Genomic DNA, 21,879 nt, shown 5'->3' on the forward strand with positions numbered 1-21,879 from the left:
TTAATCCGCCATTTTTCCTGTTATTTGATTACGTAACTGAGTGAGCTTTTCAGTTAACTTCATAAAGCTTCCTTCGATTCCTGCCAGCCAGCTTGATTCAATAAATAAATTGGGCTGTTGTTGTTCAAATTGATAACGCGCCGATTGAATATCTTGTTGGATCTTATCAAGCTTTTCTAACCATTGTGTGTTATCCGTTTTATCGACGGTGGTGGTGGATTCTTGTAAATAAAGAGTGGAAGCTTGGTGACTCACATCTAATAGCTGAATCTGATTTAAGTTATTAATTTCAGCAGCAATTTCTTGTGCAAAACCAATACCATTGAGGTGAGCTGATAGAGTAGTACCTTTCGTTAGAAAATGAGTCAGTAACTTTTTATCCGTGGTAATAAACGTTACTTTTATATCATGTAACTGTAGTGGCTTATGCAAAAATAGCGTTAAACGCCCCTCTTTGATATTTTCTGGAAGAGTGTACGTTGGCTTACGAGCAAACATTGGCGTATTTTTATTGACCTTAAAAGCATTTTGATTGTTTTGATCTTGGGTTGATGAGGTCCACTCTTGGTAGAGCATTTCTATTTCACGAGAGAGTTTTCTCTGTTGCCAGCCATCTTCTTCTAATATGGACTTGAGTAATTGAGGTAAGGCATTCATCGATTGCATGTCATGCCATAAACAATCTTTTAATAGGATGATATCAAGGGGTGAAATGGTATTTCGCCCATTAAAAAACGCACTGGCTTGTAATAAATAGACCGCTTTTTTCCAGCGTCTATCCGAGACATAAAGGTGTTTATCGGTGGCATCCAGTTGCTGGCGGAGTTGATAAATAAGTTCAAAACAGTGATCGGGCAGCGTAATTTTAGGGATTTGCTGTTGCCACTCTTTATATTCATCATCACTGATTTTTAAGTGTTCAGGAACCAGTGACTCATCTTGGGGGGATTTACCTGTCAGCAACGCTCGGAAGTTTTGTTTTTCTTGTACTTTATCGAGCCAAATACGGATAAGCATTCGGTCAAATAGCGCTTCCAAGCTATTGTCTGCATCAGGAAGCTCGTTAGATGCGGTGACTAATAAACGCATAGGAATAGCACTTTCACCATCCCCATTACGGAATTTCCGTTCATTGATAGCGGTGAGTAGGGTATTTAAGATAGCGGGGCCAGCTTTCCAAATTTCATCAAGAAAAACCACCTCAGCATCAGGTAAATAGCCTTTTGTTAGTCGTTGATAGCGCCCTTCATCTTTTAAAGCTTGGATGGATAATGGCCCAAAAATTTCCTCTGGTGTGGAAAAACGGGTCATTAAATATTCGAACGCATTCGCGTGGCGAAACGCATACTTCATGCGGCGTGCAATTAAGCTTTTAGCGATACCTGGAGGCCCTAAAAGAAAGACACTTTCACCACTTAATGTGGCCAATAAACATAAACGAATTGCTTGCTGGCGTTCATACAAACCACTTTCAAGGTAATTGCTAAGTTGGGCGATTCTTTCCGCTAACTGCATATTCGTTCCTTTTATTATTTATGTCATTTATTGCTAGGTTATCCATCGAGGTGCCAATTTTGCAACGAATTTTGTCATTTTTCTTTGATTTAGACTCACTATCAACAAAAACGATTCAGCTATAACTAATTCAATACTTTCATCTTTTCTTCTCTTTTTGGCGTTAACGAAACGTTTCGATGGTGATCACAAATCTTAGCCAACAACATTGTGTTGTTCATTTTCTTATCTATGATTAGATTTAGCGAAACGTTTCGCTCATAAGGAAACGGCGGGAACAATGAAAAAAGGTATTTTGCTTAATTCCAATATTACATCCGTGATAGCAAAGTTAGGTCATACCGACCATATCACAATTGCTGATGCTGGGTTACCTATACCACAGCAGGTTGAACGTATTGATTTAGCTATTACACAAGGTTTGCCCGATTTGATGTCGGTATTGAGTGTCATTACTCAAGAGATGCAGATTGAAAAGGCAATTTTGGCTGGCGAGATCACGACCGTTAATCCTGAAATGGAACATGCGATATTGGCACATTTGCAGGCATTAGAGCTTGCCCAAGGAAAACCAATAACAGTGGAATATTGTAGTCATGAAAGCTTTAAAAAAATGACTCATGACAGCAAAGCGGTGATTAGAACAGGGGAGTGTTCACCTTTTGCTAATGTGATCCTTTGTTCTGGTGTGACGTTTTGAGGTGTGTATGCAGCCTTTATTAGAGCTTATTGGCATTGAAAAGTCTTTTCCCGGAGTAAAAGCACTAAACGGTGCTGCACTTAAAGTTTACCCAGGAAAAGTGATGGCGCTAGTCGGTGAAAATGGTGCGGGTAAATCCACCATGATGAAAGTGCTTACAGGTATCTATAGTAAAGATGCTGGCGCTATCCGTTATTTAGGGAAAGAAGTGGTCTTTCATGGCCCTAAAAATTCACAAGAAGCAGGGATTGGTATTATTCATCAAGAGCTTAATTTGATCCCTGAACTGACAATTGCTGAAAATATTTTCCTTGGTCGCGAATTTGTTAATAAATTCGGCAAAATCGACTGGAAAACCATGTTCAGTGAATCCGATAAGCTACTAAAACGCCTGAACTTGGATTATGACAGCCATCAATTGATCGCTGAGCTTTCTATTGGCGAACAGCAAATGGTTGAGATAGCGAAAGTGTTAAGTTTTGAATCGCAAGTCATCATCATGGACGAACCAACGGATGCCCTCACAGATACGGAAACAGCATCACTCTTTCGAGTTATTGAAGAGCTTAAAGCGCAAGGGCGTGGAATTGTTTATATCTCTCATCGCTTAAAAGAGATTTTTGAAATCTGTGATGATGTAACCGTGTTTCGTGATGGACAATTTATCGGTGAAAAACCTGTCAAAGAATTAGAAGAAGAAACACTGATTGAAATGATGGTGGGCCGTAAATTAGAAGACCAATACCCACGTATTCATGTTCCGGTGGGAGAGGTTCGCTTACAGGTTGAAAATGTATCAGGCCCTGGTGTCGATAATGCCTGCTTTTCATTGAGAAGCGGTGAAATTCTAGGCGTTTCTGGTTTGATGGGAGCAGGGCGTACTGAATTAATGAAGATCATTTACGGCGCTGCGACAAAAAAATCAGGTGAAGTACGCCTTGATGGCAAAAGTATTTCATTAAAAACGCCACAAGATGGTTTAAATAACGGCATTGTCTATATCTCGGAAGATCGTAAACGTGACGGTTTAGTACTAGGCATGTCCGTCAAAGAGAACATGTCGTTGACAGCACTTCGTTACTTTAGTCGTGCTGGCGGCAATCTTAAACATAAAGAAGAACAACAGACGGTCGGTGACTTTATTCGCTTATTTAATATCAAAACCCCTTCCATGGATCAGATTATTGGCAACCTATCGGGAGGAAATCAGCAAAAAGTCGCGATTGCGCGTGGTTTGATGACAAGGCCTAAAGTCCTGATTTTAGATGAACCAACTCGAGGTGTGGATGTTGGGGCTAAAAAAGAGATCTATCAATTAATTAACCAATTTAAAAAAGAAGGGCTGAGCATCATCTTAGTTTCTTCTGAAATGCCAGAAGTGATTGGGATGAGTGACCGCATTCTCGTTATGCATGAAGGGCATATTAGCGGTGAGTTTTCAGCTAAACAGGCCACTCAAGAAGTCTTAATGGCTGCCGCTGTTGGCAAAAGCTACGGCTCAGTTCAGGAGTTATCAGAATGACATCGAATACCACAACCTCAAAACGTTGGTTCAGTAAAGCATGGCTAATGGAGCAAAAATCACTGATTGCATTATTAGTGTTAATTGCCATTGTTTCATCCCTTAGCCCGAATTTTTTCACCCTTAATAACCTGTTTAATATCCTGCAACAGACATCGGTTAACGCCATCATGGCTGTGGGGATGACGTTGGTGATCTTAACCTCCGGTATTGACCTATCTGTTGGTTCATTACTGGCTTTAACAGGGGCTGTTGCGGCATCGATGGTGGGGGCTGATGTGAATGCCTTCGTCGCTGTTGCGGGAGCATTAGCCCTTGGGGCTGCTATTGGTGCTTGTACGGGGGTGATTGTCGCCAAAGGTAAAGTTCAAGCCTTTATTGCGACATTAGTCATGATGTTGTTATTGCGGGGGGTGACACGTGTGTATACAGATGGTAGCCCGATCAATACAGGTTTCAGTGATAATGCAGATCTTTTCGGCTGGTTTGGTATTGGTCGTCCCTTCGGGATCCCGACCCCTGTTTGGTTGATGATCATTGTGTTTGCCGCGGCATGGTATCTATTACACCATACCCGTTTGGGTCGATATATCTATGCATTGGGTGGAAATGAAGCCGCGACGCGCTTATCCGGCATTAATGTCGACAGAATTAAAATTATTGTCTATGCCCTGTGTGGATTATTAGCGGCATTGGCGAGTGTTATTGAAGTTGCTCGACTGTCGTCAGCACAACCAATGGCTGGTAATGGTTATGAGCTTGACGCAATTGCCGCTGTTGTTCTTGGCGGTACAAGTCTGGCTGGTGGTAAAGGACGCATTGTTGGAACTTTGATTGGTGCTCTTATCTTAGGTTTTCTCAATAATGGCTTAAACTTACTAGGTATATCATCAAACTATCAAATGATTGTAAAAGCGGTTGTCATCTTACTTGCCGTACTCGTTGATAATAAAAAGTAACTTATACCCTACAGGAATACGATTATGAAAATGAAAAAACTCGCAACCTTGCTATCAGCCGTCGCTTTAAGTGCTACTGTGAGTGTTAATGCGATGGCGAAAGAGAGTATCGCTCTGGTTATTTCCACACTGAACAACCCGTTCTTTGTGACAATGAAAGATAGTGCTCAAAAAGAAGCCGATAAATTAGGTTACGAACTAATAGTACTCGACTCTCAAGATAACCCTGCTAAAGAGCTAGCTAACGTTCAAGATTTAACTGTTCGTGGCACTAAACTCATGTTGATTAACCCGACCGATTCAGATGCGGTTGGGAATGCCATTATCATGGCCAATAAAGCAAAAATTCCTGTTATCACCCTAGACCGCGCAGCTAACAAAGGTGATGTAGTCAGTCATGTCGCTTCTGATAACCGAATGGGCGGTAAGATGGCGGCAGATTTTATCGCTGAAAAAACAGGTAACGACGCCAAAGTGATCCAACTCGAAGGGATCACAGGAACTTCCGCAGCTCGTGAACGCGGTGAAGGTTTTAATACCGGTGCAAAAGAGCATAAATTTAATGTATTAGCCAGCCAGCCTGCTGATTTCGATAGAACAAAAGGCTTAAACGTGATGCAAAACCTACTGACAGCGCATCCTACTGTGCAAGCGGTATTTGCTCAAAATGATGAAATGGCATTAGGGGCGCTAAGAGCGTTACAAACCGCAGGACGTGATGATGTATTAGTTGTCGGGTTCGATGGAACCAATGATGGTATTAAAGCGGTTGAAGGGGGCAAACTAGGCGCAACAATTGCACAGCGCCCTGATCAAATTGGCATTGTAGGTGTACAAATCGCCGATAAAGTTTTGAAAGGTGAAAAGGTCGAGCCAACAGTACCTGTAGAACTAGAACTGGTTGTTAAAAAGTAATAAAGATTAACCGCCGTTATCCTTAACGGCGGTTTGCTCTATTTGCGAATAAAATAAAAAAGGCAAAAGGAAATAAATGTTATGGGCGCAGCTAAACTTGTGGTTTTAGGTAGTATCAATGCTGATCATATTCTAAACATCGGGCAATTTCCGCAACCGGGAGAAACGGTTAGAGGGAATCACTATCAGGTTGCTTTTGGTGGTAAAGGTGCGAATCAGGCGGTTGCTGCTGGACGAAGTGGTGCTGACATAACATTTATTGCTTGCGTCGGTAACGATAGCATTGGGCAAAGCATCAAAACGCAGCTCAAAAATGATCATATTGATGTTGAATGTATTGATGTCGTTGATAATGAAACAACGGGTGTTGCACTGATTTTTGTAAACCAACAAGGTGAAAACGTAATTGGTATCCATGCTGGAGCCAATGCGCATTTAACTAAAGAAAGAGTGAACCACTATCAGCAAAAAATCATTGATGCAGATGCCGTACTGATGCAATTAGAATCCCCTATTGAAGCGGTTCAGTTAGCAGCGGAAATTGCACAAAAAAACAGTACAAAAGTAATCTTAAACCCTGCACCTGCCCAAGCTCTTCCTGACTCGTTACTTGCTTTAGTCGATATTATTACGCCAAATGAAACAGAAGCGGAGCATTTGACTGGAATTACCGTCAAAGATGATCAGAGCGCACAAGCGGCAGCTCAAGTATTGCATGATAAAGGTATCAGTAAAGTCATGATTACGTTAGGGGCGAGAGGCGTTTGGTATAGTGAAAAAGGTTCAACAGGTAAAATTATCGCTGGATTTAAAGTGAAAGCCGTCGATACAATTGCGGCAGGGGATACCTTTAATGGCGCTTATGTTACCGCTTTACTTGAAGGGAAAAGTGATGCTGAGGCTATTGTTTTCGCTCATGCAGCGGCTGCAATTGCGGTAACTCGACCCGGTGCACAACCCTCTGTACCATGGCGCAATGAAATCGATGCATTTTTAACTCAACAGGAATAGCTTGTGGCAACAATGAAAGATGTTGCGCGCCTTGCTGGCGTGTCGACATCCACCGTTTCTCATGTCATCAACCAAAATCGCTATGTCAGCGAAAGTGTGACATTACGAGTCAAAAATGCGATTGAGCAGCTAAATTATGCTCCATCGGCGTTAGCTCGTAGCTTAAAAATGAATCGTACTAATACGATAGGTATGTTACTAACAACCAGTAATAACCCTTTTTATGCAGAAGTGGTTCGTGGGGTTGAGCGCAGCTGTTATGAACGTGGTTATAGTTTGATCCTCTGTAATACTGAAGGCGACCTTCAGCGGATGAATCATAGTTTAGAAACACTATTACAGAAACGCGTTGATGGTTTACTGATGATGTGTACAGAAGTTCAGGGGCCATCAAAAGAGGTTCTTTCCCGTTATCCCGCAGTGCCTACCGTGATGATGGATTGGTCTCCCTTTGAGTCTGATGGCGATATTATTCAAGATAACTCTTTTCTTGGCGGGGAGATTGCCGCACGTTATTTAATTGATGCGGGGTTCACCCAAATTGCTTGCATCGCAGGCCCCCAAGACAAATCACCAGCACGTGCGCGTTTCCAAGGTTTCATGCAGGCGATGAAGCAAGCATCGCTGAATATTCCTGATGAATATATTATTTTTAGTGATTTTGAATTTGCTGGTGGCTTTAATTCAATGAATAAACTGTTGGCGCTTGCTAACCCACCTAAAGCTATTTTTGCCGGGAATGATGCCATGGCCGTTGGCGCTTATCAGGCGATATTTCGTAAAGGACTGAAAGTACCTGATGATATCTCAATCATTGGCTACGATGATATCGACTTATCACCTTATATGATCCCGCCATTAACGACGATTCATCAACCAAAAGATGAATTGGGTAAATTGGCTGTCGACCAGCTTATTTTTCGAATGGATAACCCTGAAGCCGACGCTAACGTTTTGGTGTTGACGCCCAAACTGGTTGAGCGCCAATCCGTTAAACGAAATTAGTTCTTATCTGATGGTTTAGACTTATTTTTTATTAAGTTTTGACCATCACTTTTCTTCAACAACAAGAAGACAAATGCAGAAAGTAATGTAATGGCACCGATAGTTATAAAGGTGTAATGGAAATTATCTACAGTATTCCCATGTGGTAAGCCTTCATAGAAGCTCAATATTGCCGCACTGACTGCAATACCAAAACTGATCGATAGCTGTTGAGTCACCGCTAACATACTATTCCCCGCACTGGCATTATTATCTGTTAAATCAGCTAAGCAAATCGTATTCATCGCAGTAAATTGCGTTGACATGACCATACCAAGCACAAATAGAGGTATCACCAGTAAATAGATAGACATAGTCGGAGTCTGGAGAGAAAACTGAGCTATCATAAAACTAATAATGACCGTCACGGTAAACAGTGTTTTTCGATAACCAAAGCGAGTCAGTATCCGAGTTACTGCTGATTTTGCGATAATTGACCCTATAGCCATTGGAGCCATCATCATACCGGCGATAACCGCTTCGTAGCCAAAACCAACCTGCAACATTAATGGCATCAAAAATGGAATACTTCCTGTCCCTAATCGAGTGGCAATATTACCGCTAATACCAATACTAAAAGTACGGGTTTTAAATAAATTCAGCGGAATGATGGCATGTTTTATACGTCGAGCATGAAAAACATAAAGAAATAGGCATACAAAACCACCGAGTACGATGGATGCTGGAATGTAACCGGGCAAGGACTTGTCGCCAAAGAGATCCAGACTGACTGATAACATGACAAGACCAAAGCCAAAGAGAATAAACCCAAGAACATCAAACTTACGTTTTGGCATTTTAAAATCAGGCATTGATTTTAAGGCGTACAAGATCCCTAAAATACCAATCGGAATATTGATAATGAAGATCCAATGCCATGTGGCATAAGTCACTAATACACCGCCTAGTAAAGGGCCTAAGATAGGACCTACTAATCCAGGGATAGTAACAAAGTTTAATATTGGGAGTAATTCACTGCGTGGATAGGCACGGATCAATGCAAGGCGCGCAACAGGCATCATCATTGCCCCACCAATACCTTGGATAACGCGGGAGGTGACTAAGAATGTCAATGACGGTGATAGCGCACAAAGAAGGGAACCAAAGGAAAACAGTGAAACAGCGATAATAAAAATGCGACGAGTGCCGAACCTATCTGCAAACCATCCACTCACAGGAATTAATAATGCAACTGTTAATGTATAACTGACAATCGCAGATTGCATGGCGAGTGGTGAATGGTGGAGGCTTTTGGCGATATCAGGTAGCGCCGTGTTCAAAATGGTTGCATCAAGGGCTTGCATGAAAAATGCCATTGCGGCTATCCATGGAAGGCCTGACATGCTTTTAGCTGTTTTTAACATCGGTAACCTATTAAATAAAAAGTTAAAGCAAACATGGAAAGTTATCGTGTTAGGTCTGTTTTCCAGTAATAGTTAATAACTTATAGCAGAGATCAAACGCTTTGGCGCTATTACCTTTTATTATGGCATTTGCCAGTTGCTGATGAATGTCTACTTCAATAACGTCATTTTCTGTAATCGCATCAAAATAGAATTGATAGACAGAACGGAATAAATTGGCAAAGGAGATCAAAAATGGATTGGCACAAGCTTCATAAATCGTTAGATGAAAACGGTGATCAACATCTATCCAACGTTGCCTATCAAATTGCTTTTCTAATAATTGCATTTCATTGGCGAGTGCTTTGAGTAAATTATTTTGCTTGTCTGTGGCATGTTTTGCGGCAAGGTAGCAAGCTTGCGGTTCAATCGCGAGTCTTACAACATGAAAATGCCTAATAACGACCGTTTGTTCATCACTGCTTATCCACCATTTAAGCAGATCTTGATCCAAAAAATTCCAGTGGGATGAAGGCATAACTCTTGTGCCAATGCGAGGACGCGCAAGTAACATCCCTTTTGCTGCTAACATCTTAACCGCTTCTCTAATCGCTGTGCGGCTGGCTTGGAATTTATCAGATAACTCTATTTCACTGGGAAGAATAGAGCTTGGTAAATAAGTGCCTTTCAAAATCTCTTGGCCTAGCTGTTCGGCAATAAGATAAGAAAGGTTTTTTTGCGAAGCAGTTTGCTGCTCACTAAATTCCATAATTAGTCCCAATACATAACCTTGAGCAATTATATTACGTGAGTTGGGGGATAATTGCTGCTGAAATAATCAATTCTACCGTTGTTTTAGTTGATTTATCACCGTTTTGATGAAAAAAAGCGCGAACGAAAAGAAAATGCAAAATAAGGGTTGCTAGAATTTTCTGACTCCCTATAATGCGCATCCGTTGTCACGACAAACCACTTCGGTGGTCAGGTTAGAAAAGAAACCAGTGGCAACGAGAGGTGAAAAAAGAAAGAAAAAGTTGAAAATAATCGCTTGACTTTCTCACGAAAAAACGTAGTATACATCACCTCGCGACAACGACCTAACTGGTTAATATCGAAAGATAAAGTCGCAACGCTCTTTAACAATTTATCAGACAATCTGTGTGGGCACTCACAGGACACTATCAAAAAAATATTTGATTTTAAAGTCTTGAAGAGTGACTAACACGTTAATTCATATATGAAAGAATGTAGTCAGTTTAATTCTTTGAGCATCAAACGCTTTTAATTGAAGAGTTTGATCATGGCTCAGATTGAACGCTGGCGGCAGGCCTAACACATGCAAGTCGAGCGGTAACAGGGGGAGCTTGCTTCCCGCTGACGAGCGGCGGACGGGTGAGTAATGTATGGGGATCTGCCCGATAGAGGGGGATAACTACTGGAAACGGTGGCTAATACCGCATAATCTCTTAGGAGCAAAGCAGGGGACCTTCGGGCCTTGCGCTGTCGGATGAACCCATATGGGATTAGCTAGTAGGTAAGGTAATGGCTTACCTAGGCGACGATCCCTAGCTGGTCTGAGAGGATGATCAGCCACACTGGGACTGAGACACGGCCCAGACTCCTACGGGAGGCAGCAGTGGGGAATATTGCACAATGGGCGCAAGCCTGATGCAGCCATGCCGCGTGTATGAAGAAGGCCCTAGGGTTGTAAAGTACTTTCAGTCGGGAGGAAGGCGTTGATGTTAATACCATCAACGATTGACGTTACCGACAGAAGAAGCACCGGCTAACTCCGTGCCAGCAGCCGCGGTAATACGGAGGGTGCAAGCGTTAATCGGAATTACTGGGCGTAAAGCGCACGCAGGCGGTTAATTAAGTTAGATGTGAAATCCCCGGGCTTAACCTGGGAATGGCATCTAAGACTGGTTAGCTAGAGTCTTGTAGAGGGGGGTAGAATTCCATGTGTAGCGGTGAAATGCGTAGAGATGTGGAGGAATACCGGTGGCGAAGGCGGCCCCCTGGACAAAGACTGACGCTCAGGTGCGAAAGCGTGGGGAGCAAACAGGATTAGATACCCTGGTAGTCCACGCTGTAAACGATGTCGATTTGGAGGTTGTTCCCTAGAGGAGTGGCTTCCGGAGCTAACGCGTTAAATCGACCGCCTGGGGAGTACGGCCGCAAGGTTAAAACTCAAATGAATTGACGGGGGCCCGCACAAGCGGTGGAGCATGTGGTTTAATTCGATGCAACGCGAAGAACCTTACCTACTCTTGACATCCAGAGAATTTGGCAGAGATGCTTAAGTGCCTTCGGGAACTCTGAGACAGGTGCTGCATGGCTGTCGTCAGCTCGTGTTGTGAAATGTTGGGTTAAGTCCCGCAACGAGCGCAACCCTTATCCTTTGTTGCCAGCGATTCGGTCGGGAACTCAAAGGAGACTGCCGGTGATAAACCGGAGGAAGGTGGGGATGACGTCAAGTCATCATGGCCCTTACGAGTAGGGCTACACACGTGCTACAATGGCGTATACAAAGAGAAGCGACCTCGCGAGAGCAAGCGGAACTCATAAAGTACGTCGTAGTCCGGATTGGAGTCTGCAACTCGACTCCATGAAGTCGGAATCGCTAGTAATCGTAGATCAGAATGCTACGGTGAATACGTTCCCGGGCCTTGTACACACCGCCCGTCACACCATGGGAGTGGGTTGCAAAAGAAGTAGGTAGCTTAACCTTCGGGAGGGCGCTTACCACTTTGTGATCCATGACTGGGGTGAAGTCGTAACAAGGTAACCGTAGGGGAACCTGCGGTTGGATCACCTCCTTACCGTTGAAGTGTTTTTGTGAAGTGTTCACACAGATTGTCTGATGAAAGAGTCAACGGTATCAATAGGCTTGTAGCTCAGGTGGTTAGAGCGCACCCCTGATAAGGGTGAGGTCGGTGGTTCAAGTCCACTCAGGCCTACCAAATTTTGTTAATACGTCGTTGTGGCTCAGCTCGTTTACTTATTGTAAACGTCGCTAATCCACGCCTAGTCTAAACAAAATTAACCAACTTAAGCATAGCAAAAACGTGCTTGCCTAAGAAAAAAGATCTCCAAGTAAAGAAACTTACAAAGAGATTAATTGATACTGTTAAACCTGTTATGGGGCTATAGCTCAGCTGGGAGAGCGCCTGCCTTGCACGCAGGAGGTCAGCGGTTCGATCCCGCTTAGCTCCACCATAATATTTTTGAATTATTCAGAATAGATTAGTTTTAGTCTATTGCGAATAATTATGCTCTTTAACAATCTGGAACAAGCTGAAAATTGAAACAACGCACATTGTTTATCGCTTAAACAATGTGAGAGTCTCTCAAAATTTCAAACCTGAAATTTTCGGTCATTCAAACGAGTGGCATGAGCGAGCAGGGTGAAATTCAAGGCGGACAGCGCGCAGCAAGCGCAGCGTACAGGAGTACGTGAGCATTGCGAGCACTGCCCAACGCAGAAGTTCACCACGCACAGCCATGACAGTCAGGTGATCGTTGAAACAATTTCGGGTTGTGAGGTTAAGCGACTAAGCGTACACGGTGGATGCCTAGGCAATCAGAGGCGATGAAGGACGTGCTAATCTGCGAAAAGCGTCGGTAAGGTGATATGAACCGTTATAACCGACGATGTCCGAATGGGGAAACCCAGTGCAATTCGTTGCACTATCGTTTGATGAATCCATAGTCAAACGAGGCGAACCGGGGGAACTGAAACATCTCAGTACCCCGAGGAAAAGAAATCAACCGAGATTCCCCTAGTAGCGGCGAGCGAACGGGGAGCAGCCCAGAGTCTTAATCAGCATCAGCATCAGGAGAACGGTCTGGAAAGGCCGGCAATAAAGGGTGATAGCCCCGTATCCGAAGGTGTTGGTGTTGTGAACTCGACGAGTAGGGCGGGACACGTGTTATCCTGTCTGAATATGGGGGGACCATCCTCCAAGGCTAAATACTCCTGATTGACCGATAGTGAACCAGTACCGTGAGGGAAAGGCGAAAAGAACCCCGGCGAGGGGAGTGAAATAGAACCTGAAACCGTGTACGTACAAGCAGTGGGAGCCCCACCACTAAGCCAGTGGTGAGTCATCACAGCGTCATCCTTACTTGATGGCGGTTGGCGGAACGTCCTTTGTGACGCCCAACCCAAAAAATCAAGCAAAGGGGGCTTAGTGGTGGGGTGACTGCGTACCTTTTGTATAATGGGTCAGCGACTTATATTCTGTAGCAAGGTTAACCGAATAGGGGAGCCGTAGGGAAACCGAGTCTTAACTGGGCGAATGAGTTGCAGGGTATAGACCCGAAACCCGGTGATCTAGCCATGGGCAGGTTGAAGGTTGGGTAACACTAACTGGAGGACCGAACCGACTAATGTTGAAAAATTAGCGGATGACTTGTGGCTGGGGGTGAAAGGCCAATCAAACCGGGAGATAGCTGGTTCTCCCCGAAAGCTATTTAGGTAGCGCCTCGTGAACTCATCTTCGGGGGTAGAGCACTGTTTCGGCTAGGGGGTCATCCCGACTTACCAACCCGATGCAAACTACGAATACCGAAGAATGTTATCACGGGAGACACACGGCGGGTGCTAACGTTCGTCGTGAAGAGGGAAACAACCCAGACCGCCAGCTAAGGTCCCAAAGTCATGGTTAAGTGGGAAACGAAGTGGGAAGGCTCAGACAGCCAGGATGTTGGCTTAGAAGCAGCCATCATTTAAAGAAAGCGTAATAGCTCACTGGTCGAGTCGGCCTGCGCGGAAGATGTAACGGGGCTAAACCATGCACCGAAGCTGCGGCAGCGACATGTAAATGTTGTTGGGTAGGGGAGCGTTCTGTAAGCCTGTGAAGGTGTGCTGCGAGGCATGCTGGAGGTATCAGAAGTGCGAATGCTGACATAAGTAACGATAATGCGGGTGAAAAACCCGCACGCCGGAAGACCAAGGGTTCCTGTCCAACGTTAATCGGGGCAGGGTGAGTCGACCCCTAAGGCGAGGCAGAAATGCGTAGTCGATGGGAAACAGGTTAATATTCCTGTACTGGTGATAATTGCGATGGGGGGACGGAGAAGGCTAGGCTGGCCGGGCGACGGTTGTCCCGGTTTAAGGATGTAGGTGGGTGAATTAGGCAAATCCGGTTCGCTATACACTGAGGTCTGATGACGAGTCACTACGGTGGCGAAGTAGCTCATGCCCCGCTTCCAGGAAAAGCCTCTAAGCTCTAGATTATCATTAATCGTACCCCAAACCGACACAGGTGGTCAGGTAGAGAATACTCAGGCGCTTGAGAGAACTCGGGTGAAGGAACTAGGCAAAATGGTGCCGTAACTTCGGGAGAAGGCACGCTGGCATTAGGTGAAGTGGTTTACCCATGGAGCTGAAGCCAGTCGCAGATACCAGCTGGCTGCAACTGTTTATTAAAAACACAGCACTGTGCAAACACGAAAGTGGACGTATACGGTGTGACGCCTGCCCGGTGCTGGAAGGTTAATTGATGGGGTTATCCGTAAGGAGAAGCTCTTGATCGAAGCCCCAGTAAACGGCGGCCGTAACTATAACGGTCCTAAGGTAGCGAAATTCCTTGTCGGGTAAGTTCCGACCTGCACGAATGGCGTAATGATGGCCAGGCTGTCTCCACCCGAGACTCAGTGAAATTGAACTCGCTGTGAAGATGCAGTGTACCCGCGGCAAGACGGAAAGACCCCGTGAACCTTTACTATAGCTTGACACTGAACATTGAGCCTTGATGTGTAGGATAGGTGGGAGGCTTTGAAGTGTGGACGCCAGTCTGCATGGAGCCAACCTTGAAATACCACCCTTTAATGTTTGATGTTCTAACGTAGCCCCATAATCTGGGGTGCGGACAGTGTCTGGTGGGTAGTTTGACTGGGGCGGTCTCCTCCCAAAGCGTAACGGAGGAGCACGAAGGTTGGCTAAGCATGGTCGGACATCATGCGGTTAGTGCAAAGGCATAAGCCAGCTTGACTGCGAGAGTGACGGCTCGAGCAGGTACGAAAGTAGGTCTTAGTGATCCGGTGGTTCTGAATGGAAGGGCCATCGCTCAACGGATAAAAGGTACTCCGGGGATAACAGGCTGATACCGCCCAAGAGTTCATATCGACGGCGGTGTTTGGCACCTCGATGTCGGCTCATCACATCCTGGGGCTGAAGTAGGTCCCAAGGGTATGGCTGTTCGCCATTTAAAGTGGTACGCGAGCTGGGTTTAGAACGTCGTGAGACAGTTCGGTCCCTATCTGCCGTGGGCGTTGGAAGATTGAAAGGGGCTGCTCCTAGTACGAGAGGACCGGAGTGGACGCACCGCTGGTGTTCGGGTTGTCATGCCAATGGCACTGCCCGGTAGCTAAGTGCGGAAGAGATAACCGCTGAAAGCATCTAAGCGGGAAACTTGCCTTGAGATGAGTCTTCCCTGACTCTTTAAGGGTCCTAAAGGAACGTTTAAGACGAAGACGTTGATAGGCTGGGTGTGTAAGCGTAGCGATACGTTGAGCTAACCAGTACTAATGAACCGTGAGGCTTAACCTGACAACACCGAAGGTGTTTTAGAGAGACGATTGTTGAAGTGCACGAGATAGAGTGGTGCGAGAAATCAGCTTGTTCAAGATTGCAGTTCTGGTTTGCGGTGTCGACGCAAACGGGAACGAAACCGAATTTGTCTGGCGGCAATAGCGCGGTGGTCCCACCTGACCCCATGCCGAACTCAGCAGTGAAACGCCGTAGCGCCGATGGTAGTGTGGGGTCTCCCCATGTGAGAGTAGGGAACTGCCAGACATCAAATCAGTGAGAAAGCCACCCATCGGGTGGCTTTTTTGCGTTTGGGAAAAAGGTAATGAGTATCGATAAGCAAGCTTTATAACTTTAATAATTAATTTTTTATAAATTAATTTGTTTAAATGTTAAATAAAATCCGTTTAAGTTAGATCATTTTTCAACTTTACTTTTAATATCAATAGATAGGCCATAAACACGGTTTTGTGATCATCGGGTTTGTTGTTCTATATCTTCTATTTACCTACTCTTCTTAAGATACTTTCCCATTAAAATAGATAACAAATGTTAAATTGATGTTGCAAAAAGTTAAACATATACTATCAATAAGTAACTTAATTAGTTGTTATGAATGATTTTTACACACGATAATGCGCTTGTTTATCAAGGTGAATATAATGAAGAATATAAAATCTGTTAATAGCCAAATATTTAGGGATATTGTTGCCGTTAATAAGCAAAAGGAACACGAATTCAACAATGGTCAAGATGGGGCAATTATCTTATCTCTGCTGGTGATGTTTTTTACGCCTTTCTTACTACTGAATGAGGCTCGCCAGCTTCTACACATAGATTACAGTTTTGCTGCTATGGCTGGTATAGCAGTGGTTAGTTTTGTATTGGCGGCGATCCTCTATAAGGCATTTAATATTAGCCAGAAATTTGCGAACAAAGAAATATCGTTAAATATATTATTATCAATGTATGTACCTAATAACAAATCTGAGTTTGAGAACTTTAAAGTCGAAGTAAAAAACCAACCAGCACGCTTTTTTGAGTTAGTTGATGAGTGGGTAAACACTGAAAAAATGACTTATGCGAGGTAACGTGGTTTTATACAGATTAAAAAAGCGGCTTATTAAGAGCCGCTTTTTTATGTTTCTTTCTAGAGGTAATATTAAGGGTTAGTGAGATTTACCTTGCTCAATACCTAAGCCAATTTGTGAACGTACAAATTGCTCTCTAAAGCGTTCTCTCTCGAATTTGCCTCTTTCTGAGTTATCTGTGATAGAGAATAACCAAGAAGCGACAAATGCCACTATCATCGAGAAGAATGCAGGATACTCATAAGGATAGATAGGTTTCTCATGATGTAAGATGCTTACCCAAATAGTTGGCCCTAATATCATCAGCACAACGGCGGTAATAAGTCCTAACCATCCGCCTGCTAAGGCACCACGTGTTGTTAATTTCTTCCAATACATCGATAACAGGATGATAGGGAAGTTACAGCTTGCAGCGATAGAGAATGCGAGGCCTACCATGAAGGCGATATTTTGGTTTTCGAACAAAATACCTAACCCGATAGCAACAAAGCCTAAGATCACTACCGTAATTTTGGATACACGTAACTCCTCTTTTTCATTTGCCTTACCGTCTTTGATTGCCATGGCATAAAGGTCATGGGAAACCGCTGAGGCGCCGGCGAGTGTTAGCCCCGCAACAACAGCTAATATCGTGGCGAAAGCAACAGCAGAAATAAAGCCAAGGAAGAAGTTCCCTCCGACGGCATCTGCAAGGTGTACGGCGGCCATGTTTGTTCCACCGATCAATTTGCCTGCTGCATCTTTAAAGTCAGGGTTTGCACTAACAAGAACAATCGCACCAAAACCGATAATGAAAGTTAAAATATAGAAGTAGCCAATGAAACCTGTTGCATAGAACACACTCTTACGAGCTTCTTTCGCGTCACTGACCGTAAAGAAACGCATAATGATATGAGGTAGCCCTGCTGTACCAAACATCAGCGCTAGCCCAAGTGATAAAGCCGATATAGGATCTGAAACTAATCCTCCTGGGCTCATAATGGCAATGCCATTTTTATGTACTTCGACGGCTTCTTTAAATAGGGTATTGAAATTGAAACCAACATGTTTCATGACCATTACGGCCATAAATGTTGCGCCTGCTAATAAGAGAATTGCTTTGATGATTTGTACCCATGTAGTGGCTAACATTCCACCAAATAGGACGTATAACACCATCAAAATACCTACAATTACGACGGCAACATGGTAATTAAGACCAAACAGTAGTTCGATCAACTTCCCTGCACCAACCATTTGTGCAATGAGGTAGAGTGCAACGACAACAAGAGAGCCAACGGCAGACAGTATCCGTATTGGTCTTTGTTTTAATCGATATGACGCAACATCGGCGAAGGTATAACGACCGAGGTTACGTAAGCGTTCAGCAATTAAGAAAAGAATAATAGGCCAGCCAATTAAGAAGCCGATAGAGTAGATCAAGCCATCATAACCGGAGGTGTAAACCAGTGCTGAAATACCTAAGAATGAGGCTGCGGACATAAAGTCACCCGCAATGGCCATCCCATTTTGAAAACCTGTAATTTTACCGCCTGCGGTGTAGTAGTCTGAGCGAGAACGTGTTCTTTTAGATGCCCAATAAGTAATATAGAGAGTAAACCCGACGAATAACAAGAACATGATAATGGCTTGAATATTCACAGGTTGCCGCTCGACATCCCCTGTCAGTGCATCAGAAAATGCGGCTGAAGAGGCGAAAAGTAAGATGAGAGGAAGGAGTTTTATCATTTTTGCACCTCTTTTAAGATTTCAGCCGTTAAACGGTCGTATTCACCATTTGCCCGAATAACATATAGGCCAGTTAATAAGAAAGAGATGACAATCAATCCTACACCAATAGGTATACCTCGTGTGATATAGGATCCTTCACTAATCGGCGTTCCAAGCCAACTTGGGTTAAAAGCAATAAGAAAGATAAAACCGACATACAATATTAATGTGATAGCTGACAACAACCATGAAAATCGACCGCGTTTCCTTACCAATTCTTTAAAGCGAGGGTTATTCTCTACCTCTTGATAAGCAGTAGCATTCATCAGAGTTCTCCTCTGTTATCGTCTTATTGGAATGTATGTAAGGTCGCCATAAAGGCGACCTTCAGGCTTATGACATACTCATTGATTGTTTTTCTTCGAGTAGTTTTTCGACAACGCCAGGATCTGCCAGTGTGGAAGTATCTCCTAAGTTACTAGTATCTCCTGAGGCAATTTTACGTAGGATACGGCGCATGATCTTACCGGAGCGGGTTTTAGGTAAAGAGTCCGTCCAGTGTAGAACATCAGGTGTTGCAATTGGACCGATTTCTTTTCGAACCCAATTACGAACTTCGGTATATAGCTCAGGTGAAGGCTCTTCCCCCGAAATTAAGGTGACATAAGCATAGATAGCTTGCCCCTTAATATTATGAGGAATACCAACAACGGCTGCTTCTGCAATTTTTGGGTGTGCAACTAATGCAGATTCAATTTCAGCAGTACCTAGGCGGTGACCGGAAATATTTAATACATCATCAACACGGCCCGTGATCCAGAAATAGCCATCTTCATCGCGGCGAGCACCATCGCCACTGAAATACATACCTTTAAAAGTAGAAAAGTAGGTTTGCTCAAAACGCTCGTGGTCACCAAATAAGGTACGTGCTTGACCAGGCCATGAATCAACAATGACGAGGTTACCCTCTGTTGCACCTTCTAATGGTTCCCCAAGATTATCAACAAGAGCAGGACGAACCCCGAAGAAAGGTAACGTTGCTGAGCCTGGTTTTAGCATGGTCGCTCCCGGCAGCGGAGTGATCATAAAGCCGCCAGTTTCTGTTTGCCACCATGTATCAACAATTGGGCAACGACTATCACCAATCTTCTTATAGAACCATTCCCATGCTTCAGGGTTGATAGGTTCACCAACGGATCCTAGGATACGCAACGAGCTACGGTTGGTGCCTTCAATGGCTTTATCACCTTCAGCCATTAGGGCGCGGATAGCAGTCGGCGCGGTATACAGGATATTAACTTGGTGCTTATCAACCACTTGGCTCATGCGATTGACCGCAGGGTAGTTAGGCACGCCTTCAAACATCAATGTTTTGGCACCATTAGATAGAGGGCCATATAACAAATAGCTGTGACCCGTTACCCAGCCAACATCGGCAGTACACCAATACACTTCACCGGGATGGTAGTCGAAAGTATATTTAAAGGTGAGTGTTGCATAGACTAAATAACCGCCAGTAGTATGCAGTACACCTTTTGGTTTACCTGTTGAGCCTGAAGTATACAGAATGAATAATGGGTCTTCTGCGTTCATTTCTTCAGGTGGGCAGTCGGCGCTGACGCCATCAATCACATCGTGCCACCATAGGTCACGCCCTTCTACCCAGCTTGGAACATTCCCAGTACGACGGTAGACAATGACATTCTTAACGGTGGTGACATTGGCATTGGTTAATGCGTCATCAACGTTTTTCTTGAGAGGTATTGAGCGGCCAGCACGTAGGCCTTCATCGGCTGTAATAATCAGTTTTGCTTTACAGTCGATAACACGACCCGATACCGCTTCTGGAGAGAAGCCAGCAAAGATAACAGTATGAATCGCCCCAATGCGAGCACAAGCTAACATTGCGACGGCAGCTTCAACCACCATTGGCATGTAAATCGCGACAACATCGCCTTTACGAATACCATGTTGTTTTAATACGTTAGCGAACTGACTAACATCATGATGCAGTTCACGGTAAGTGACATTTTTTGATTGAGAAGGGTCATCACCTTCCCATATGATTGCGGTTTGATCGCCCTTATCTGCCAGATGACGATCTAAACAGTTAGCGCTTAAGTTAAGGGTGCCATCTTCAAACCAGCGAATGCTGATATGGCCAGGATCGAAGGAGGTGTTTTTTACTCGGGTATACGGCTTAATCCAATCAACAACCTTTCCTTTCTCCCCCCAAAACGTTTCAGGGTCTTGAATAGAGAGTTGATACTCATTGTTGTACTGTTGCTCGTTTATCAGGGCATTTTCTGCAATTTCAGCAGTAACGGGATGCTTAGTTATTTGAGTCATATTTTTATCTCCTTGCAGATGTTAATACTATGTCAAAAAATGGTTAACTAAAGCAGGAAATATAAATTTGTTTTTCTTTTGAGCGGGAGATCACGTATTAATTGTAATGGATTTAACAGGATTATCATTTGATGCGAAATCGTCAATTAGATTAATCATCTGATTATCTGTATAAGGGTAGAATTAAAGAAAAACAAAGCAGGGCGATATTGGTATTAGTTGCTAAATAAATCAACAATGATAGTTGATGAGAAAGACCATATAAATATCATGGGTTTGATAATGATTTTCATTAACAGTAAAATAACTATAATTGATACCGACTCACAAGGTGTGAAGTTTCTGAAGTGTATACCCTATGTGTCTTGGCATTGAGTGAGAGATATAGAGGTATATGTCAATAAGTCACTGGAGACAAATACAATGAGCTATACATTACCTGCTTTACCTTATGCTTATGATGCGCTGGAACCTCATTTCGATAAGCAAACAATGGAAATCCATCACACCAAGCATCATCAAACCTACGTTAACAACACTAACACTGCGTTAGAAAAATTACCTGAACTGGCTAACCTAGACATTGATGATCTGATCCAACAATTGGATAAAGTTCCTGCTGATCAACGTACTTTTGTTCGTAACAATGCTGGTGGTCACTCAAACCACAGCCTGTTCTGGAAAGGCCTAAAATTAGGTACTGAACTAAGCGGTGATCTGAAAGCAGCTATCGAGCGTGATTTTGGTAGTGTTGACGCTTTCAAAGAACAATTTGAGAAAGCAGCAGCTTCTCGTTTTGGTTCTGGCTGGGCATGGCTAGTTCTAAAAGATGACGGTAAGCTAGCGGTTGTTTCTACAGCTAACCAAGACAGCCCTCTGATGGGTGAAGCGATTTCTGGTACTTCAGGTTACCCAATTATTGGCCTTGATGTTTGGGAACACGCTTATTATCTGAAATATCAAAACCGTCGTCCTGACTACATCAAAGCATTCTGGTCAGTCGTTAACTGGGATGAAGCTGCAAAACGTTTTGCAGAAAAAACTAAATAATTCATTAAATTAAATGATAATTAGATGGGCGTAACCCTTTTGGGGTTGCGCTTTTTTTATGCCTCTCTTTTTCTTTTTTCTATTAATCTCAGCTTTGTCTCGTTTTAATATCTTGTGTTTTGTTCATAATGTGTC

General features: G+C 43.7%; 14 protein-coding genes, 2 tRNA genes and 3 rRNA genes. 13 read left to right on the forward strand and 6 right to left on the reverse strand.

The window, feature by feature from the left end; genetic code table 11:
• Positions 1-1,515, reverse strand: coding sequence for an ATPase RavA (gene ravA, locus I3B46_RS00250; RefSeq protein ID WP_004923961.1), 1,515 nt, complete (start codon positions 1,513-1,515; stop codon positions 1-3).
• 280 nt (positions 1,516-1,795) lie between these two features.
• Here ravA and rbsD point away from each other — a divergent pair, with 280 nt between their 5' ends.
• The 6 genes from rbsD (at position 1,796) to rbsR (ending at position 7,627) form a co-directional block, all read left to right on the forward strand.
• Positions 1,796-2,215, forward strand: coding sequence for a D-ribose pyranase (gene rbsD, locus I3B46_RS00255; RefSeq protein WP_004923960.1), 420 nt, complete (start codon positions 1,796-1,798; stop codon positions 2,213-2,215).
• A 7-nt stretch (positions 2,216-2,222) separates the two neighbouring features.
• Complete coding sequence (rbsA, locus tag I3B46_RS00260; RefSeq protein WP_060560762.1) at positions 2,223-3,737, forward strand: ribose ABC transporter ATP-binding protein RbsA; 1,515 nt, start codon at positions 2,223-2,225, stop codon at positions 3,735-3,737.
• The gene (rbsC, locus tag I3B46_RS00265; RefSeq protein WP_004923956.1) at positions 3,734-4,696 is read left to right on the forward strand and encodes a ribose ABC transporter permease; all 963 of its coding nucleotides are present in this window, start codon (positions 3,734-3,736) and stop codon (positions 4,694-4,696) included. Before rbsA ends, rbsC begins: the two co-directional genes overlap by 4 nt.
• 24 nt (positions 4,697-4,720) lie before the next feature.
• On the forward strand, positions 4,721-5,611 hold the full coding sequence (rbsB, locus tag I3B46_RS00270; protein ID WP_014657139.1) for a ribose ABC transporter substrate-binding protein RbsB: 891 nt from the start codon (positions 4,721-4,723) through the stop codon (positions 5,609-5,611).
• Positions 5,612-5,692: 81 nt separating this feature from the next.
• Entirely contained in the window at positions 5,693-6,622 is a 930-nt protein-coding gene (gene rbsK / locus I3B46_RS00275) for a ribokinase (protein ID WP_004923951.1), read from the forward strand.
• Positions 6,623-6,625: 3 nt separating this feature from the next.
• A complete protein-coding gene (gene rbsR, locus I3B46_RS00280) occupies positions 6,626-7,627 on the forward strand; it encodes a ribose operon transcriptional repressor RbsR (protein WP_014657138.1) in 1,002 nt (333 codons plus the stop codon).
• On the opposite strand, the gene mdtD is transcribed toward rbsR, so the two are convergent.
• Together mdtD and I3B46_RS00290 are read right to left on the reverse strand one after the other, a co-directional pair.
• Positions 7,624-9,030, reverse strand: coding sequence for a multidrug transporter subunit MdtD (gene mdtD / locus I3B46_RS00285; protein ID WP_004923945.1), 1,407 nt, complete (start codon positions 9,028-9,030; stop codon positions 7,624-7,626). The two genes, rbsR and mdtD, sit on opposite strands and share 4 nt — an antisense overlap.
• A 49-nt stretch (positions 9,031-9,079) precedes the next feature.
• The gene (locus tag I3B46_RS00290; protein WP_004923944.1) at positions 9,080-9,778 is read right to left on the reverse strand and encodes a FadR/GntR family transcriptional regulator; all 699 of its coding nucleotides are present in this window, start codon (positions 9,776-9,778) and stop codon (positions 9,080-9,082) included.
• Between the two features lie 513 nt (positions 9,779-10,291).
• On the opposite strand from I3B46_RS00290, the gene I3B46_RS00295 reads away from it, so the two are divergent.
• The 6 genes from I3B46_RS00295 to I3B46_RS00320 all read left to right on the forward strand — a co-directional run bounded on the left by I3B46_RS00295 (position 10,292) and on the right by I3B46_RS00320 (position 16,635).
• Positions 10,292-11,831 (forward strand): 16S ribosomal RNA (locus I3B46_RS00295).
• 64 nt (positions 11,832-11,895) lie between these two features.
• Positions 11,896-11,972, forward strand: a tRNA-Ile gene (locus I3B46_RS00300).
• Between the two features lie 180 nt (positions 11,973-12,152).
• Positions 12,153-12,228, forward strand: a tRNA-Ala gene (locus tag I3B46_RS00305).
• A gap of 325 nt (positions 12,229-12,553) precedes the next feature.
• Positions 12,554-15,565 (forward strand): 23S ribosomal RNA (locus I3B46_RS00310).
• Between the two features lie 130 nt (positions 15,566-15,695).
• Positions 15,696-15,811: ribosomal RNA gene (gene rrf, locus I3B46_RS00315) — 5S ribosomal RNA — on the forward strand.
• The 16S, 23S and 5S rRNA genes sit together here with 2 tRNA genes alongside, the layout of an rRNA operon.
• A gap of 395 nt (positions 15,812-16,206) precedes the next feature.
• Positions 16,207-16,635, forward strand: a complete 429-nt coding sequence (locus I3B46_RS00320) for a hypothetical protein (RefSeq protein WP_014657136.1) — start codon at positions 16,207-16,209, stop codon at positions 16,633-16,635.
• Between the two features lie 78 nt (positions 16,636-16,713).
• On the opposite strand, the gene actP is transcribed toward I3B46_RS00320, so the two are convergent.
• From actP to acs, 3 genes are all read right to left on the reverse strand, one after another.
• Positions 16,714-18,363 (reverse strand): cation/acetate symporter ActP, encoded by a 1,650-nt coding sequence (gene actP / locus I3B46_RS00325; RefSeq protein WP_004916106.1) that lies wholly within the window; start codon positions 18,361-18,363, stop codon positions 16,714-16,716.
• Positions 18,360-18,671, reverse strand: a complete 312-nt coding sequence (locus I3B46_RS00330) for a DUF485 domain-containing protein (protein WP_004916081.1) — start codon at positions 18,669-18,671, stop codon at positions 18,360-18,362. The genes actP and I3B46_RS00330 overlap by 4 nt, the downstream gene beginning before the upstream one ends.
• 67 nt (positions 18,672-18,738) lie before the next feature.
• Positions 18,739-20,694: an acetate--CoA ligase gene (gene acs, locus I3B46_RS00335; RefSeq protein ID WP_004916080.1), complete on the reverse strand. Its 1,956-nt coding sequence runs from the start codon at positions 20,692-20,694 to the stop codon at positions 18,739-18,741.
• Between the two features lie 423 nt (positions 20,695-21,117).
• Between acs and sodA the strand changes: the two genes are divergently transcribed.
• Entirely contained in the window at positions 21,118-21,744 is a 627-nt protein-coding gene (gene sodA / locus I3B46_RS00340; RefSeq protein WP_014657135.1) for a superoxide dismutase [Mn], read from the forward strand.
• Positions 21,745-21,879: the final 135 nt, after the last annotated feature.

Origin of the sequence: Providencia sp. 2.29 (assembly GCF_015832305.1) — a bacterium.
Lineage (GTDB): Bacteria > Pseudomonadota > Gammaproteobacteria > Enterobacterales > Enterobacteriaceae > Providencia > Providencia stuartii.